At 75.1% G+C, this 14,965-nt stretch carries 13 protein-coding genes; 8 read left to right on the top strand and 5 right to left on the bottom strand.

Translation table 11 applies throughout. The annotated features are described in order from the left end of the window. Positions 1 to 89: 89 nt before the first annotated feature. Complete coding sequence (locus ABZY91_RS26465; protein ID WP_355405532.1) at positions 90 to 734, bottom strand: dihydrofolate reductase family protein; 645 nt, start codon at positions 732 to 734, stop codon at positions 90 to 92. Positions 735 to 1,031: 297 nt separating this feature from the next. Then, positions 1,032 to 1,847 carry a GntR family transcriptional regulator gene (locus ABZY91_RS26460; RefSeq protein ID WP_355405522.1) on the bottom strand — a complete coding sequence of 272 codons (816 nt, stop codon included), beginning with the start codon at positions 1,845 to 1,847 and terminating at the stop codon, positions 1,032 to 1,034. Between the two features lie 237 nt (positions 1,848 to 2,084). On the opposite strand from ABZY91_RS26460, the gene ABZY91_RS26455 reads away from it, so the two are divergent. Beyond that, a complete protein-coding gene (locus ABZY91_RS26455; protein ID WP_355405521.1) occupies positions 2,085 to 3,290 on the top strand; it encodes a GDSL-type esterase/lipase family protein in 1,206 nt (401 codons plus the stop codon). Between the two features lie 119 nt (positions 3,291 to 3,409). Here the strand turns inward: ABZY91_RS26455 and ABZY91_RS26450 are convergent, their stop codons facing one another. Both ABZY91_RS26450 and ABZY91_RS26445 read right to left on the bottom strand, forming a co-directional pair. Then, the gene (locus tag ABZY91_RS26450; RefSeq protein ID WP_355405520.1) at positions 3,410 to 5,197 is read right to left on the bottom strand and encodes a glycoside hydrolase family 3 N-terminal domain-containing protein; all 1,788 of its coding nucleotides are present in this window, start codon (positions 5,195 to 5,197) and stop codon (positions 3,410 to 3,412) included. Next, positions 5,194 to 5,979 (bottom strand): tyrosine-protein phosphatase, encoded by a 786-nt coding sequence (locus ABZY91_RS26445; protein WP_355405519.1) that lies wholly within the window; start codon positions 5,977 to 5,979, stop codon positions 5,194 to 5,196. Before ABZY91_RS26445 ends, ABZY91_RS26450 begins: the two co-directional genes overlap by 4 nt. A gap of 243 nt (positions 5,980 to 6,222) precedes the next feature. Between ABZY91_RS26445 and ABZY91_RS26440 the strand changes: the two genes are divergently transcribed. Continuing rightward, on the top strand, positions 6,223 to 7,017 hold the full coding sequence (locus ABZY91_RS26440; protein ID WP_355405518.1) for a GntR family transcriptional regulator: 795 nt from the start codon (positions 6,223 to 6,225) through the stop codon (positions 7,015 to 7,017). On the opposite strand, the gene ABZY91_RS26435 is transcribed toward ABZY91_RS26440, so the two are convergent. Next, positions 7,002 to 7,721 carry a TetR family transcriptional regulator gene (locus tag ABZY91_RS26435; RefSeq protein ID WP_355405517.1) on the bottom strand — a complete coding sequence of 240 codons (720 nt, stop codon included), beginning with the start codon at positions 7,719 to 7,721 and terminating at the stop codon, positions 7,002 to 7,004. The two genes, ABZY91_RS26440 and ABZY91_RS26435, sit on opposite strands and share 16 nt — an antisense overlap. 295 nt (positions 7,722 to 8,016) lie before the next feature. Between ABZY91_RS26435 and ABZY91_RS26430 the strand changes: the two genes are divergently transcribed. The 6 genes from ABZY91_RS26430 (at position 8,017) to ABZY91_RS26405 (ending at position 14,894) form a co-directional block, all read left to right on the top strand. Beyond that, the gene (locus ABZY91_RS26430; protein WP_355405516.1) at positions 8,017 to 9,582 is read left to right on the top strand and encodes an ABC transporter substrate-binding protein; all 1,566 of its coding nucleotides are present in this window, start codon (positions 8,017 to 8,019) and stop codon (positions 9,580 to 9,582) included. Further along, positions 9,579 to 10,547, top strand: a complete 969-nt coding sequence (locus ABZY91_RS26425; RefSeq protein ID WP_355405515.1) for an ABC transporter permease — start codon at positions 9,579 to 9,581, stop codon at positions 10,545 to 10,547. Before ABZY91_RS26430 ends, ABZY91_RS26425 begins: the two co-directional genes overlap by 4 nt. Further along, positions 10,534 to 11,511, top strand: a complete 978-nt coding sequence (locus ABZY91_RS26420; protein ID WP_355405514.1) for an ABC transporter permease — start codon at positions 10,534 to 10,536, stop codon at positions 11,509 to 11,511. The genes ABZY91_RS26425 and ABZY91_RS26420 overlap by 14 nt, the downstream gene beginning before the upstream one ends. Beyond that, positions 11,508 to 12,542 carry an ABC transporter ATP-binding protein gene (locus tag ABZY91_RS26415; protein ID WP_355405513.1) on the top strand — a complete coding sequence of 345 codons (1,035 nt, stop codon included), beginning with the start codon at positions 11,508 to 11,510 and terminating at the stop codon, positions 12,540 to 12,542. The genes ABZY91_RS26420 and ABZY91_RS26415 overlap by 4 nt, the downstream gene beginning before the upstream one ends. Then, the gene (locus ABZY91_RS26410) at positions 12,539 to 13,486 is read left to right on the top strand and encodes an ABC transporter ATP-binding protein (protein WP_355405512.1); all 948 of its coding nucleotides are present in this window, start codon (positions 12,539 to 12,541) and stop codon (positions 13,484 to 13,486) included. Before ABZY91_RS26415 ends, ABZY91_RS26410 begins: the two co-directional genes overlap by 4 nt. A gap of 175 nt (positions 13,487 to 13,661) precedes the next feature. Beyond that, entirely contained in the window at positions 13,662 to 14,894 is a 1,233-nt protein-coding gene (locus ABZY91_RS26405; RefSeq protein WP_355405511.1) for a helix-turn-helix domain-containing protein, read from the top strand. Positions 14,895 to 14,965: the final 71 nt, after the last annotated feature.

Here is a 14,965-nt window from a genome sequence, read left to right as displayed (position 1 = left end):
CGCGCCGCCCCCCCGGGGGGGTGGGGTTCCGGGCCGGGCCCCAGGCCCCACTCCGCCGGCGGCGGTCCCGGGCCGGGCCCGGGGAGCGGTCACTTCCGCCAGAACAGGTGGTGCGTCACCCCGCTCGGGCTGGGGACGACGTCCAGGTGGAACCGGTCGAGCAGCTCGTCGGGGGACTCCCAGAGCCGCACCCCGGACCCGAGCGTCACCGGGGAGACCGCCACGTGCAGGGTGTCGACGAGGTCCGCGTCGAGGAACTGCCGGATGGTGGTGGCCCCGCCGCCGAGTCGGACGTCCTTGCCGCGGGCCGCCTCCCTGGCCTGCGCGAGGACGGTGGCAGGGTCGGCGTCGACGAAGTGGAACGTGGTGTCGGAGAGCGTGAACGAGGGACGCGCGTGGTGGGTCATGACGAACACCGGGGTGCGGAACGGCGGCTCGTCCCCCCACCAGCCGCGCCACTCGTGGTCGCGCCAGGGCCCGCGCTGGGGCCCGAACTTGTTGCGGCCCATGATCTCGGCACCGATGTTGCGGGCGTAGTCCCGCGTGAGGTAGTCGTCGAGGCCCCGGCTGCCCCCGGGGTCGGTGCGCATCGGCCAGCTCGCCGTGGCACCGGCCCAGGCGAACAGCCGCCCGGGGTCGACGTGACCGAACGGCCGCTCGAAGGTCTGGTCCTCACCGGCACCGATCCCGTCGGCCGAGACGTTGAAGTTCTGGACCCTCAGTAACTGAACCACGCGTTCCTCCTGTGATGTCGACATCGGTGGTGCGATCCTCCGGGCCGGGCGGGCTCGTCGCCGCGCCCCCGGCCGGTCCCCACGGCCTGCGCCGACCCGGTCGCCGTCGTGCTCATGGGGCAATCTCCTCCTCCGGACGGATCGTCACCGTCACGTCTGATCCAACCGGCGGATCTCGACCCGTATCGGCAGAATCGTCCGGACTGCTGAACCGCCGCCGGAATCGCACGGTCGGCCCGCGACGACCGGACCACGTGCGAGCGGAGGACGACGGAAGCCCCGGCCACGGGACCCGCCTCAACCGCCGGTGGCCGCGCCGCCAGGGCCAGGGCCCGGGCCCTGGCCCCCGTGGCGCCACTCGCGGTAGCGCATCACGAAGCTGGCGTTCTCGCCGTAGATGCGCCGGCGCACGTAGAGGATCGGCCGCCCGTCCGGTGCGCAGCTGACCCCCTCGCGCAGGAGCAGCGGGCTGCCGGCGCCGACGTCGAGCCGCCGCGCGTCGGCGATGTCGGCGGCGATCGCGCTGAACGAGCGCCAGTCGTATTCGAGTTCGACACCGATCGCCTCGGCCACCGCCACCGTGGTGTTCCGGGGCCGCGTCGACTCGGCGAAGCCCGTGGGCAGCAGGTGCGTGGCCACCCAGTAGCTGTTCACGGCCCAGGGCCGGGCGGAGATCACGATCACCGTGTCGATGCGGGTCAGCGCGCTCGCGGGCAGCCGCAGGTGCTCGGCCGCCTGCCGGTCGGGTGCCGTGTCCGGGCCGACAGCCACCTCCACGGTCCGCTCCTCGGTGCCCTTCAGGTCGCGCACGGGCACGGGCACGCTCTGGCTGCCGACGTCGAAGCGGGCGCTGGTCGGGTCGACGTCGATCGTGGCCCGTACGACCGGCCGGCGCACGAAGGTGCCGACCCCGCGCCGGATCTCGATCGCGCCCGCGCGGTCGAGCTCGGCGATCGCCTGACGGATCGTCAACCGGTTGGCGCCGAACTGCAGGCACAGCTCCGGCTCGCTCGGCAGCCGGGAGCCCGGGGGGTACTCGCCGGAGTCGATGCGCTCCTGGACGGCGTGGGCGAACCGGAGGTACAGCGGACCGTTGTTTCGTGGTGTCGGCACCTGGCGAATCCTACGGATCCGGCCCCCTCGTTCCAGCTCGGGCGGGCACCCGTGAAGTTCTCCTGCTGTTCAACCGGGCGCGGCTCGGCGGGGGATAGCATCTGCGACATCTAGACATCTAGATGCCAGGCCGGAACCCTCGCGGAACCCGCACAGCCACCTGGTGCAGAGCCCCGCCCCCGGCACCCCATCGAACGAACCGCCACACCACGACAACCCCGAGGGCAGGCCGACGCCATGCGCCACCAGCACGATCCGCACGCCTTGATCACCACGCCCGTCGCCGCGAACCTCCTGCGCGGAGCCCTCGAACTGGAGCACACCGGGCGCGGCCTGCTGCCGCACCGGCTGCCCGCCCGGGCCCGCGCCCAGTGCACCGATCCGCAGCTGGCGAGGGCGGAGTCCCAGCCCTCCGGTGTGCGGCTGGTCTTCCGCACCCGGGCCACCGTCGTCGAACTGGACACGCTGCCCACCAAGATCGCCTACGTGGGTGCCCCGGCGCGCCCGGACGGCGTCTACGACCTGCTCGTCGACGGCCACCTGGCCGGTCAGGCCCGTGTCGCCGGCGGCGACACGCTGACCGTCGACATCACCACCAGGACCGCCGAGCGCCGCCCGGGCAGCGTCGGCACGCTCCGCTTCGGCGACCTGCCCGACCGGGTCAAGGACGTCGAGATCTGGCTGCCGTACAACGAGACCACCGAACTCGTCGCCCTGCGGACCGACGCCCCCGTCGAGCCCGTGCCGGACCGAGGCCGCAAGGTGTGGCTGCACCACGGGAGTTCCATCAGCCACGGCTCCGACGCCGCCGGGCCCAGCACCACCTGGCCCGCCCTGGCCGCCGCCCTCGGCGACGTGGAGCTGATCAACCTGGGTCTGGCCGGGAGCGCCCTGCTCGACCCCTTCACCGCCCGCACCCTGCGGGACACCCCCGCCGACCTGATCAGCATCAAGATCGGCATCAATCTGGTCAACCACGACCTGATGCGCCTGCGCGCCTTCACCCCCGCCGTCCACGGCTTCCTCGACACCATTCGCGACGGCCACCCCCGCACACCGCTGCTGGTCGTCTCACCGATCCTGTGCCCCATGGTCGAGGACACACCCGGCCCCAGCACGATCGACCTCACCGCCCTCGGCGCCGGGCAGCTCCGCTTCCGGGCGACGGGCGACCCCGCCGAACGCGCGAGCGGGAAGCTGACGCTGGGCGTCATCCGGGACGAACTGGCCCGCATCGTCGGACAGCGGGCCGCCGCCGACCCGAACCTTCACCACCTCGACGGCCGCGACCTCTACGGACCGGCCGACGCCACCGCCCTCCCGCTGCCCGACCGGCTCCACCCGGACGCCGCCACCCACCAGCACATGGCCCGGCGCTTCGCCGCCCGCGCCTTCACCGCCCCGGGCCCCTTCGCCCCGCAGCCGGCGGAGCGTGGCGCATAGCGGGAGGCCGGAGCGTCCGGCCCCACCGGGCTGCGGGTGCGGGCCCGGACGCCGATCCGGCCGTCCGCGCGGGCGGCCCCGACGAAGACGGCCTCCGCCGCCGGGCCACCGCTACCCGGTCACCGCGCCGCCCGGCGCGGGGCGGTCGGGTGGCCGCAGCGGAACAGCGGATCGCGGGTGTCGAAGGCGACGTCCTCGCGGGCGGCCTCGACGGCGGCGTCCGAGCGCGGCAGGTCGAACGGGAGCGAGCCCGTCATCGGGGCCCGGCCGAACACCGCGTCCAGCACCACGTCGTCGGCCGCACCGAACTCGCCGACCAGCAGGGCCGCACGGGGCTCCAGCGGGGTCAGCACGGCAGGCCGCTCCAGCTGCGCGACGAAGGCGGTGGGCAGGGCGCCGGCCAGCTCCGCCAGCCGCGCGGCCTCCGCCGGCTCGAACTCCAGCGAGCCGGAGTGGAACGCCTGCTCCAGCATCCCCTCGCGCCTCTCGTACGGCGTGGCGAGCCGGATCACCGCGACGTCGGCGTCCTGCGGCCGGTCGACGACCGTGCCGTAGCGGGAGGCGACCTCCCGGTCCACCCCCTCGACGTACAGCCGGCCGCCGCCGTCGAGCGGCTGCCCGGCGAGGTGGACCAGCGAGCGGGCCTGCACCCGGCGGCCCAGCGCGCGCCCGTCCGGGGTACCGACCAGCCCGACGGCGGCGTCCGCGTCCACGTACGGGTCGTCGAACAGGCCGAGGCGGAACTTGTCGCGCAGGATGCGGCGGACCGACTCGTCGATCCGGGCCTCGCTCACCGCGCCGGAGCGGACCACGGTCAGGATCAGCTCCGGGTCGGTCTCGCCGCCGAGCTGGTCGGCGCCGGCGTCCAGCGTCAGCGCGACCTGCTCGGGCACGGACAGCTCCTCGACGCCCCAGTGGCGCGGCGGGAGGCTGACGATGCCCGGGACGTCCATGCCGGTGATCGCGTTGAAGTCGGTGCAGACGACACCGTCGAAGCCGTACTTGCCGCGCAGCAGACCGGTGATGACGTCGTGGTTGAAGTTGGCGCCGACCTCGGCCAGCCCGCTGCCGGACGGGATCGCGTAGGCGGGCATGATCTGCGCGGTGCCGGCCTCGAACGCGGCCTCGAAGGGGCGCAGGTGCTGCTCGAACGCGCCGCCCGGGTAGACGAGCCGGCGCCCGGCCGCGAAGTGCGAGTCCTCGCCCCGGAACTGGGGGCCGCCGCCGGGGAAGTGCTTGGTCATGCAGGCGACGCTGTCCGGGCCGATCCGCTCCCCCTGGAGGCCCCGGATGTAGGCGGCGATGGTCCGGGAGGCGCGGTCGGCGTCCTCGCCGAAGGTGCCGCTGATCCGGGCCCAGCGCGGTTCGGTGGCGAGGTCGGCCATCGGGTGGATGGCGAGCCGGATGCCGACGGCGCGCAGCTCGCGGCCGATCAGCTCGGCGTACTCCCGGACGAGGGCCGGGTCGTCGGTGGCGGCGAGGCCGATCGGCTCGGGGCCGGTGGAGAAGCCGCCGCCGGTGAAGGCGGTGGCCGGGTTCTCGGTGAAGCCGTGCCGCGGGTCGGAGGCGAGGGTGACCGGGATGCCGAGCCGGCCGGCGGCCGCGAGGTCCTGGACGTGGTTGTTCCACTCGGCCATCGTGCGGGCGTCGGGCACGGCCATCATGCCGAAGGCGGTCAGGCCGCGCTCGGTGATCAGGTGGGCGCCGGAGGGGAAGGGGCCGTGGCCGCCGGGGAGCATCCGGCCGTGGCACATCAGGGCGGCCTTCTCGGCGAGGGTCATCCGGTCGAGCAGGTCGTCGACGCGCTCCTCGACGGGCAGCCGCGGGTCCTCGTACGGCTCCATGGTGCCGTTGTGGTTGAGGTCCCGGAACGGGGTGCCGTCGTGGTGGCGGAGCCGGGCCGTCATGCGAGGGCCTCCGCACCGGCGGTGGCGGAAGCGGTGGCGACGGGGGCGGCGGCGTTGGCCGCGGCCTTGGCGCGGAAGGCCTCGACGGTGGCGGCCCGGACACCGCAGTGGGCGAGGAAGCCCTCGGTGCCGCCGTAGCGGGCGGCGACCAGCTCCAGGAACGCGACCATCGCGCCCGCCGGGGCCTCCAGCAGCGGCGCGGGCACGGTGAGCGAGCCGGCGTGGTAGTCGTTCAGGGCGCTGCGGTTGCGCTCGGCGAGGATCTCGAAGATCTGGGTCAGCGCCTCGTTGGTGCGGGCGTAGTCGGCGACGATCTCCTCGGCGGGGACGCCGACCAGGTCGAGCAGCAGGGCGGTCAGCAGTCCGGTGCGGTCCTTGCCGGCGGCGCAGTGCAGCAGCGCGCCGCCGGGGCGGGCGGCGGCCTCGACCGCGCGTGCGACCGACTCGGGGGCGGACTCGGCCATCAGCAGGTAGAAGGCGCCGAGGTCGGCGGCGGTGACCATCCCGCGCATGGACACCTCCAGGGCCGGGTTGGTGGGCTGGATGCGCGCCTCGACGATCTCGATCCCGGCCGCCGCCGCCTCGGCCCAGTCGGCCGGGTCGGCCTCGGCGTCGCCGCGCAGGTCGATCACGGTGCGGATGCCGGCGGCGTTCAGCTCGGCGACGGTGGCGCCGTCGGCGGCCGGGTACGGCTGGGCGGAGCGGTAGAGCGCACCGGGGCGGACCCAGCGGCCGTCCGGGTCGGCGAGGGTGGCGGGGTCGCGGAAGTTCACCAGGGACATGGGAGGGCCTTTCGGAGGAGGACGGTGGGGCGGGTGTGCGACCGGAGGGACCCGGCGGTGGAGCGGTGCCCGGAACCTCGGGGCAGGACATCTAGATGTCTAGATGTCTACCGGTCGAGCCCGGTGCAGGGCAAGCGACGACAGGATGAACATCGGACCAACCCGGCCGCCGTACGGGCCGACGGCGCCCACAGGCCGCCCGCAGGCCGCCCGCGCGCCGCCCGGCTCCGTAGGATCTGCCGCGTGGCAACGCACCGAAGCGACACCCCGCTGTACCGCCGACTGGCCCGGCAGCTCCAGGAGCGGATCGACGCCGGCACGTACCCGGCGGGCGCCCGGCTGCCCAGCGAGCCCGAGCTCAGCGCGGAGTTCGGGGTCAACCGGCTGACCGTCCGGCAGGCGGTGGCCGAGCTGGACCGGGCGGCCGTGGTGGAGATCCGCCGGGGCGTGGGCACCTTCGTCCGCCCGCCGGCCGTCCGGATCTCGATCGACGTCGACCCGGCCAGCCAGCGGGTCGACCTCGGCAGCGTGCACGGCTCGCTGCCGCTGGACGCCCCGCCCGCACCGGACACCAGGCCGCCGCAGGGCACCGACCCGGACGGGGAGTTCGTCGTCGCCGCCCCGCCGGTGGCCGGCTCGGCCGAGGACGAGGAGGCCGCCCGGCAGCTCGGCCGGCCGACCGCCGGACTGGCCCGGGTGGACACCGTGATCCGGTTCGGCGGCCGGCCCCGGGTGGCCAGCAGCTACTGGGTACCGGCCGGGCCGCTGCCCGCCGAGCTGGTCCGGCCGGGCCGGCCCGGCAACATGGTGCCGGCCCTGGCCGGGGCCGCCGGGGTGGAGCTGGAGTACGACTGGCGGGCGTTCGGCGCGATCGGCGCGGACCTCACCGACGCGGAACTGCTCGGCGTGCCGGTCGGCACCCCGCTGCTGGTCCGCGAGGGCGTCAGCTGCACGCCGGACGGCACGCCCGCGCTGTACGTCCGGCGGAGGATCGACGGCGCCAGCGCGCGCTTCGTGCTGCACTACCGCGATCGCTGAGACGTCCCGCCCGGACCGGGCGGGGGCGCCTCCTCCGGACCGGGCCGGGCCGGCTCCTCCCGGTCGGACCAGGTCCGGGCGAAGGCCAACTCCTCCGGACCGAACACCTCCCGGAGCGCCTCGGCCCAGGCCTCCAGCATGCCCGCCTCGCTGCCCAGCACGACGTGCCGCCTGACCATGCCCCCGAGCGCCGCCCCGAACACGTGCGGACGCAGGTCGACGGCCGGGTCGACGCCCAGCCGCTCCCCCGCGATCGCCACCGACCGCTGCACGAGCGAGTCGATCGTCACCAGCGCGTAGTCGTGCACCGAGCGGACGTCCATGAACCGGCGGCGCAGCGCCCGGCGCCGGGCCGTGTGCTCGGCCAACTCCTCGAACTGCCCGTCGGTGGTCCGCACGGCGTGCCCGAAGGCGGCCCAGAGGCCGAGTTCGGCCGGCGCCGCCTCGAAGGCGTCCAGCACCGCCGCACCGAAGGCCAGGCCGAAGAGCAGCGCCTCCTTGCACGCGTAGTAGCGGAAGAAGGTGCGGTGGGCGACGTCCGCGCGCCGGCAGATCTGATCCACCGTCGTGCCCTCGAAACCCTGTTCCTCGAAGAGGTCGAGCCCCGCCGTGCGGATCGCCTGTCGGGTCCGCGCCCTCTTGCGGTCGCGCAGCCCGGTCTCGGCGCCGCTCGCCGCCACGGTGTCCGTCCCCTGCCCCTGCATACCTTGCTCGCCCCTCGTCGCGCCCGGTTCCCCCGGGCGTCGTGCATGTCGGTCGTTCATGTCAACTGCCGTACTGCGTACGGCCTCGTCCGTACGCAATCACGCCGGGCGCGGCTCGCTCAAGGCGAGCGCGAAGTCGTCGGCAGTTCGTCACGCGAAGTTTGCACAACTGCCAATTGGCAGCTATGCCACTTCCGAAAGGTAGTCCCCGGCGACGTCCCCGGCGACGACCGGAACAGCATCGTCCGCCCCTCGCCACCCCCCTCCCCCCCCCTCCGAGGAAGCACGGGAACCCATGAAGCGGCACACGCACGTTCTGGTAGCGACGGCCTGCACGGCCGCCCTCGCCCTCACCGCCGGCGCCTGCTCGGCCTCCGACGACACGGTCGCCGCCGGCGGCGCCACCAGGACCGCGACCGACGACGGCCCGGCCGTCGACGGCGGCACCCTGCGGATCGGCCTCGACCGCCCGTTCGCCAAGCTCGACCCGGCCGACTCCACGCTGACCTCGATGCCGATGATGGTCCTGGCCAACGCGCTCTACGACCCGCTGATGACCAACGGGGACAACGGCGCTGTCCAGCCCCACCTGGCGAAGTCCTTCACCCCCAACGCCGACGCCACCGGCTGGACGCTCGACCTGCGCGAGGGCGTCACCTTCAGCGACGGCAAGCCGCTCGACGGCCAAGCCGTCGTCGACCACGTCACCCGCCTCTCCAAGCCCGAGGCCAAGTGCGCGTGCGCCGCCGACGCCGCCGCCATCGGCGGGATGGCGGTCAACTCCCCCACCTCCGTCGTCTTCACCCTCAAGGCGCCCAACGCCGCCTTCCCCAACCTGTTCACCCGCTCCCTCGGCTACGTCTCCGAGGCGCCCGCCGCCGCCGACGCCCCCGCCGTCGGCTCCGGCCCGTACACGGTGGAGAGCGTGCAGCCCGGCGTCTCCGTCACCCTCGCCCGCAACCCCTCCTACTGGGGCGCCAAGGGCCACGCCGACAAGCTCGTCTACAAGGTGCTGCCCGACACCGACAGCCGCTACCAGTCGCTGCGCTCCGGCGACGCCGACCTCGTCTGGACCGAGAACCCCGCCCAGTACCGGCAGGCCGCCGGCGACGGACTGCGCACGGCCGTCGGCCCGGGCGGCACCTCCACCGTGCTGTTCAACACCAAGGCCGCCCCCTTCGACGACCCGCGCGTGCGCCGGGCGCTCCAGTACGCGGTGGACCGCACGGCCGTCGAGAAGGTCGTCTACCTCGACCAGGGCAAGGTCTCGGACGGCCCGATCGGCTCCACCTCCCCGTACCGGGCCCAGGGCGCCGCCGGCTACCCCGCGCACGACGCGGCCAAGGCCCGCGCCCTGCTCGCCGAGGCCGGCCACGCCGACCTCGCCTTCGAGTACCTCGTCGACAACCGGCCCGAGGGCCAGCAGCGGGCCACCGTGCTCCAGCAGATGTTCGCCGAGGTCGGGGTGAAGATGACCATCAAGCCGCTGGACCCCGCGAGCCTCGGCACCGCGATGTTCCAGCGCAAGTTCCAGGTCATGGACTTCCTCACCAGCCTCTTCGGCGACACCGACACCGCCCTGGCCAGCCTCTTCGCGCCCGACGCCCCCTACAACTTCACCGGCTGGACCAACGCCGAGGCGGCGCAGGCGATCGCCGCCGGACGCGCCACCCTCGACCAGGACCGGCGGACCCGCTCCTACCAGGCGGCCGCGAAGGCCGTCGTCGACGACGCCCCGATGCTCTTCCTCACCGAGAACCCGGTCGGCTTCCTCGCCTCCGCCAAGACCGGCGGACTGCCCGACGTCTCCAAGCGGACCGTCGTCAGCGTCTCCCCCGCCACCCTGTGGGTGAAGAAGTGACAGCCCGCACCCTGCGCGTCGCCGGGTGGGCCGGACAGACCGGACGGGCCGGCGCCGTCCTGCTGCTGGTCACCGTGGCCGCGCTCGCGCTGCCGCACCTGATGCCCGGCTCCCCCGCCCTCGCCGCGCTCGGCCCCACCGCCACCCCCGAACAGGTCGCCGCGTACGAGGCGACGCTCGGCCTCGACGAGAACGTCCTCACCGCCACCTGGCGCTGGATCGGCGACGCCCTGCACGGCGACCTCGGCCACTCGCTCTCCACCGGCGCCGCCGTCACCACCGAACTCGCCGACCGCATCCCCGTCACCCTCGAACTCTTCGTCACCGCCCAGGTGGTGGCGCTCGGCCTGGCCCTGCCGGTCGCGCTCTGGTCCGCCTGGCGGCCCGGCGGCACCGTCGACCGGATCGCCACCGCCGGCGCCTTCGTCTGGCTCGCCGTGCCCGGCTTCGTGCTCGGCCTGCTGCTGATCTGGATCGCCGCCGTCCAACTGCGGATCCTGCCCGCCACCGGCTGGACCCCGTTCACCGAGGACCCGCTCGACAACCTGCGCCACCTGGTGCTGCCCGCGCTCACCCTCGGCCTCACCGAGGCCGCCGTCTTCACCCGCACGCTGCGCGGCCAGCTCATCGACACCCTCGACCAGACCTACGTCGCCGCCGCGCGCAGCCGGGGCATGGGGACCGCACGCCTGCTGCTGCGACGGACCCTGCGCCCGTCGTCGCTGCCGCTGGTCACCCTGGTCGGCATCGGCATCGGGACGTCGCTCGGCGGCTCGGTGCTGGTCGAGTCGCTGTTCGCCGTCCCCGGCGTCGGCAGCCTGGCCGCCGGGGCCATCAACGGACGCGACTTCCCGGTGGTCCAGGCGGTGGTGGTGGTCAGCGCCGTCGCCGTGGTGGCGGCCACCTTCGCGGTGGACCTGCTGTACCGCACGATCGACCCGAGGATCGCCCATGACCACCGCTGAACCCGTGACCACCGCGGACGCCGTCACCGCAGCCGACGCCGTCACCGCCGCCGTCACCGCAGCCGACGCCGTGACCGCGGCGGAGCGCGCGACGGCCGCCGGGGCCGGGGCCGCCGCCCCGGCGACCGCCCGCCCGGACAAGGACCTGCCGCGCAGGGCCCGGCGGCGGCCGTCCGCCGGAGTGATCGCCGCCGGCGCCTGGCTGGCCCTGGTCGCGCTCGCCGCCCTGCTGCTGCCGCTGCTGCCCGGCTTCGACCCGCTGCACGGCGACTTCGCCCACCCGTCCGCCGCACCCGGCCCCGGCCACTGGCTGGGCACCGACGCCGCCGGGCGCGACGTCCTCCAGCGCACCGTGGCCGGCGCCCGCGCCTCCTTCGCCGTCGCCGGCCTCACCATCGCCGTCGGCCTGCTCGGCGGCGGGGCCCTCGGGGTGGCCGCCGGCTGGTTCCGCGGCCCGGTCGACAAGGCCATCGGCTTCGTCACCGACCTGCTGATGTCCGTGCCCACCCTGATCCTGGTGATGATCGTGGTCGCCCTGCGCGGCCCCGGCCTCGCCGTGATCGGCACCCTGATCGGCCTGTTCACCGTGCCGCACTTCACCCGTGTGGTGCGCGCCGTCGTGCTCTCGCTCAGCGAGCGCGGCTTCGTCCAGGCCGCCCGGATGATCGGCACCGCGCCGCTGCGCATCCTGCGCCGCGAGGTCGTGCCGCACGTCGCGCCCATCGCGCTGACCTTCGCGTTCACCGCCACCACCGTCGCCATCGTCGCCGAGGGCTCGCTCAGCTTCCTCGGCTTCGGACTCCGCCCGCCGGAGCCCTCGTGGGGCGGCATCATCGCCGAGGGCCGGACCACCCTCGGCAGCGCACCGTGGATCTCGCTCGCCCCCGCGGCGGTGCTCTGCCTGACCGTCCTCGCCCTCAACTACCTCGGCGAGCAGCTCCGTTCGAAGGGAAGCCGCACATGACCGCTCCGGTCCTGGAGGTCCGCTCGCTCGACACCACCCTGCACACCCCCGACGGCCGGGCCCTGCACGTCCTGCACGGCATCGACCTCACCATCGACGCCGGCGAGTGCCTCGGCGTGGTCGGCGAGTCCGGCTCCGGCAAGTCCGTGCTCGCCCGGACCGTCCTCGGCATCCACCCCCGCACCACCAGGGTCACCTCCACCGGACAGGTCCTCCTCGACGGCGAGGACCTGCTCACCGCCGCCCCCGCCCGGCGCGCCGAACTCCTCGGCACCGGCGTCGCCATGGTCCACCAGGACCCGATGACCTCCCTCAACCCGGTCGTCCGGATCGCCGACCAGGTCACCGAGTCGCTCACCAACCGGCGCCGGCTCTCCCGCCGGGCCCGCCGCGAGACCGCCACCGAACTGCTCGCCGCGGTCGACGTCCCCGACCCGGCCCGGCGCGCCCGCGCGTACCCGCACGAGCTCTCCGGCGGCCTGCGCCAGCGCGTCGGCATCGCCGCCGCCCTGGCCGGCTCGCCCGCCCTGCTGCTCGCCGACGAACCCACCACCGCACTCGACGTGACCGTCCAGCGCACCGTCCTCGACCTGCTCGACCGGCACCGCGAGGACCGCGGCCTCGCCACCCTCCTGATCACCCACGACATCGGCCTGCTCTACGGACGGGCCCGGCGGATCGCCGTCATGTACGGCGGACGCGTCGTCGAGACCGGACCCACCGAGGCCGTCACCGAACGCCCCGCCCACCCCTACACCGCCGCGCTGCTCCGCTCGGTGCCGCGGGTCACCGGGCCGCTGCGCCGCACCCTCCCCGCCATCCCCGGCTCACCGCCGGACCTCTCCCGGCCGCTCCCCGGCTGCCCGTTCGCACCGCGCTGCGAGCGCGCGGAGGCGGTCTGCACGACCGACACGCCACCGGTCCACCGGGCCGGTCCCGGGCGGACCGCCTCCTGCCACTTCCCGCTCACCCCGTTGGAGAAGACCGTGACCGCCACGCCCGCCACGACCGCCACGGAGAGCGCCGCATGACCGCCGTCCTCCGGGCCACCGGGCTCTCGGTGGTCCACCGCACCCGCTCCGGACCGCTGCACGCCGTCAGCGGCGTCGACCTGGCGCTCCACGAGCGCCGGACCCTCGCCCTCGTCGGCGAGTCCGGCTCCGGCAAGAGCAGCATCGCCAAGGCCCTGCTCCGGCTGCCCCCACCCACCACCGGCACCGTCACCCTGGACGGCACCGACCTGGCCGCCCTCGCCCCGCGCGCACTGCGGGCCCTGCGGCCGAGGATGCAGATGGTCTTCCAGGACCCCATCTCCTCGCTCAACCCGCGCCGCACCGTCCGCGACCTGGTCGCCGAACCGCTGGACGCCCACCCGGACCCGGCCCGGCACCGCGCGGAGGTGGTGGAGCGGCAACTCGACGCCGTCGGCCTGCCGATCGGCCTGTTCGGCGACCGCCGGCCGGGCCAGCTCTCCGGCGGCCAGGCCCAGCGCGTCGCCATCGCCCGGGCACTCGCCGCCGAACCCCGCGTCCTGATCGCCGACGAGGCCGTCTCCGCGCTCGACGTCTCCGCCCAGGCCACCGTCCTCAACCTGCTCCGCCGGCTCACCGAGGAACGCGGCCTCGCCGGCCTGTTCATCTCCCACGACCTGGGCGTCGTCCGGGCGGTCAGCGACGACGTCGCCGTGCTCCAGCTCGGCCGGCTCTGCGAACAGGGCCCCACCGAGGAGGTGCTCGCCGCCCCCGCCCACCCCTACACCGCGGCCCTGCTCGCCGCCGTCCCCGAACCCGGCCGCCCGCTCGGGGAGACCGGCCTGCTCCCCGCCGACCCGCCGTCCCCGCTGGACCCGCCCTCCGGGTGCCGCTTCCGCACCCGCTGCCCGCTCGCCGACGCCCGGTGCGCCGACGAGGTGCCGGAGCTGCGGGAGGTGGCGCCCGGGCGCACGGTCGCCTGCCACCGTCCGCTGCTGCCGTGAGCGCAGCTCCGACGGGAGGCCGCCCCGGGGCCCCGCCGGTACCCGGCCTGCGGCTTCCCCCCGGCCGCGTCCGCCACAACCCCGGCCCCGGGCACGGTCGGTGACAACCCGATAACATTCCGCCCGGGGCAGTGCATGCGAAGTGACGCGGACGAACCGGGGCGGAGCAGACGGCATGACGGTGACGAACGAGCACGGACCACCCGAACTGCCGGGCCTGTCGGAGCCGTCGGGCGCACCGGGGCCGTCGAGGCCGGCAGCCGTACCGGGGCCGACCACCGTACCGGGGTCGACGGCCGCACCGGGGCCGGTCGACGTGGCCGCCGAACTCACCCTGCGCTGCCTCGACCTGCTCGCCGACGTCTCCCGCACCGGCCGCCTCCTGCGACGCGCCGAACTGGAGAGCCTGCGCAGCCTCGGCGAGCGCGGCGCCGAGGCCGGCCACGGCCTCCGCGACCTCGTCACGCACTGCCTCGGCGCCACCCGCCAGGCCTGGCAGACCCTGCCCGGACTCGCCTCCGCCGTCACCGCCGCCGAGCTGCGCCGCACCGGTGACGCCGTGCTCGCCGCCACCGAGGCCGCGCTGGGCGCGCTCGGCGAGGGGCACGAACGCGCGCAGCGGCTGGCGATGCGCCTGGAGGAGTCCAACCGACGGGAGTTCATCGACGACCTGCTGCGCGGCCGCGGCGACCTCGGGGTGCTCGCCGAACGGGCCGAGCGGTTCGGCGTGCGGCTCGCCGCCGGCTACACCGTCGCGGTCGCGGTCGGCAGCCACCCCTACGTCGACGGGCGGACCGGAATCTGCCGGATCCTGCGGGACCTGTGCGGCCGGTTCGACGAGCGGACCGTCCTGATCGTGGTCCGGGAGGGACGGCTGGTCTGCATCGCCCCCGACGGCGAGCAGGAGGTCCTCAAAGCCTTCATCGACCTCACGCTCCGCCCCGCACCCGGCCACACCACGGCGGTCCGGGTCGCGACCGGCCGCCGGCACTCCGGCACCGGCGGCGTCGTCCGCAGCTACGAGGAGGCGCTCAGCACCCTGGAGTACGCGGAACGGCTGGGGCTGCCCGCGAAGCGGCTGCGGGCCGAGGAACTGCTGGTCTTCCCGGTCCTGATGCGCGACCGCGCCGCCATGGCCGACCTGGTCCGCAACGTGCTCGGACCGCTGACCGCGGCCCGCGGCGGCGCGCGACCGCTGCTGGAGACCATCACCGTGCAGGCCGAGGCCGGCTACGTGAACGCCGAGACCGCCCGCCGGCTCGGCGTGAGCGTGCGGACCCTCGGCTACCGGCTGGAGCGCATCCGCACCCTGACCGGCTACGACCCCTCCGACGCGCTGCACCGCTACACGCTGGAGACCGCTGTGATGGGCGCCCGCCTGCTGGAGTGGCCGGCCCGGCCGCTCTGACCGGCCTGCGCGCGGTCGGCCGTGTGCCGCCCACCCCCCGCGCGGCCCGTTCCTGCGTGGCCGACCTCCGT

Origin of the sequence: Kitasatospora sp. NPDC002965, assembly GCF_040611255.1 — a bacterium.
Classification (GTDB): Bacteria; Actinomycetota; Actinomycetes; order Streptomycetales; family Streptomycetaceae; genus Kitasatospora.
This window is presented reverse-complemented; position numbering and strand designations above follow the sequence as displayed.

Bases quoted from the DNA above. Each gene is read 5' to 3' on its own strand.
- ABZY91_RS26415 (WP_355405513.1), top strand. From the start codon at position 11,508: ATGACCGCTCCGGTCCTGGAGGTCCGCTCGCTCGACACCACCCTGCAC.
- ABZY91_RS26450 (WP_355405520.1), bottom strand. From the start codon at position 5,197: ATGACGGCCCGGCTCCGCCACCACGACGGCACCCCGTTCCGGGACCTC.
- ABZY91_RS26410 (WP_355405512.1), top strand. From the start codon at position 12,539: ATGACCGCCGTCCTCCGGGCCACCGGGCTCTCGGTGGTCCACCGCACC.
- ABZY91_RS26455 (WP_355405521.1), top strand. From the start codon at position 2,085: ATGCGCCACCAGCACGATCCGCACGCCTTGATCACCACGCCCGTCGCC.
- ABZY91_RS26430 (WP_355405516.1), top strand. From the start codon at position 8,017: ATGAAGCGGCACACGCACGTTCTGGTAGCGACGGCCTGCACGGCCGCC.
- ABZY91_RS26445 (WP_355405519.1), bottom strand. From the start codon at position 5,979: ATGTCCCTGGTGAACTTCCGCGACCCCGCCACCCTCGCCGACCCGGAC.
- ABZY91_RS26435 (WP_355405517.1), bottom strand. From the start codon at position 7,721: ATGCAGGGGCAGGGGACGGACACCGTGGCGGCGAGCGGCGCCGAGACC.
- ABZY91_RS26420 (WP_355405514.1), top strand. From the start codon at position 10,534: ATGACCACCGCTGAACCCGTGACCACCGCGGACGCCGTCACCGCAGCC.
- ABZY91_RS26405 (WP_355405511.1), top strand. From the start codon at position 13,662: ATGACGGTGACGAACGAGCACGGACCACCCGAACTGCCGGGCCTGTCG.